General features: G+C 61.1%; 2 pseudogenes. Both read left to right on the top strand.

Annotated features, from left to right (window positions below):
• Positions 1 to 349, top strand: a pseudogene (locus tag IVA75_RS20755) (hypothetical protein); the annotation flags it as partial.
• A gap of 211 nt (positions 350 to 560) precedes the next feature.
• Positions 561 to 836 (top strand): annotated as a pseudogene (locus IVA75_RS20750) (IS701 family transposase); the annotation flags it as partial.

The raw sequence follows: 836 nt of genomic DNA, 5'->3' as shown, positions 1-836 counted from the left end.
TGCCCGCACATCGTGCTCCCGGTGCCTCTGTCCCGATGGTCGCACCATACGCCACGACGCAGAACACCGCAGCGGAACGTTGGCACCGAGAAATCTCATACCGGTTACCAACCCCATCGAAAGCACCTTCGCCACCGTGCGTCATCGCACGATCCGATCGAAGGGCTGTCTATCCAACAAGACCGCGCTCGCGATGGTCTTCAAACTGGTCGAGGGCGCCCAGAAAAATTGGCGTCGTCTCGATGGCCACAACCAGTTGCCAAAACTCGTTCTCGGTGTGACATTCAACAACGGGATCGAGGTCATCGCCAAGCCGACCGACGGTCAGCCCGCAACCGCCGCCGCCTGACCGGCTCCGGCCGTCACCAAAAATTGGCGATAGCTCCGGGTCGATCTCGGCATCCTTCTAACGGCGGCAAGGCCGCAACGATAGAAGCAGATTGTGATGATGTGCTGTTGTGCCTCGATGGGCAATTAGCGCTGGCGGCCATCGAGGCCGCTTCGACCTCTATTAGCATTACAGTTGCTTTGTTTGCGGGCTTCTGAATCCATGGGCAACCATGATTCGAATGTCGTGGACGCGGGCCGCGTCGGTTGAGGAGACGCTTGCGTTGTGGGCGGCGTCGCTTCGAGAGGTCAAGCAGCGGATACGTCCGTTGTTCACGCAAGAGCGTGTGGCGACGAATGCAGGCCTGTTCCTGGAAGGTCTGCTCGGAGATGAGCAGCGCAAGACCGGTTGGATGCGCGCGGAGGCGGCTGGCGATCCCGGCCCATGGCGGCAGCAGGCGATCCTGGGTCGCGGGGATTGGGACGCTGATGCCCTGCGCGACATCGTC

Source organism: Bradyrhizobium sp. 134 (assembly GCF_023074155.1).
Taxonomy (GTDB): Bacteria; Pseudomonadota; Alphaproteobacteria; order Rhizobiales; family Xanthobacteraceae; genus Bradyrhizobium.
This window is presented reverse-complemented; position numbering and strand designations above follow the sequence as displayed.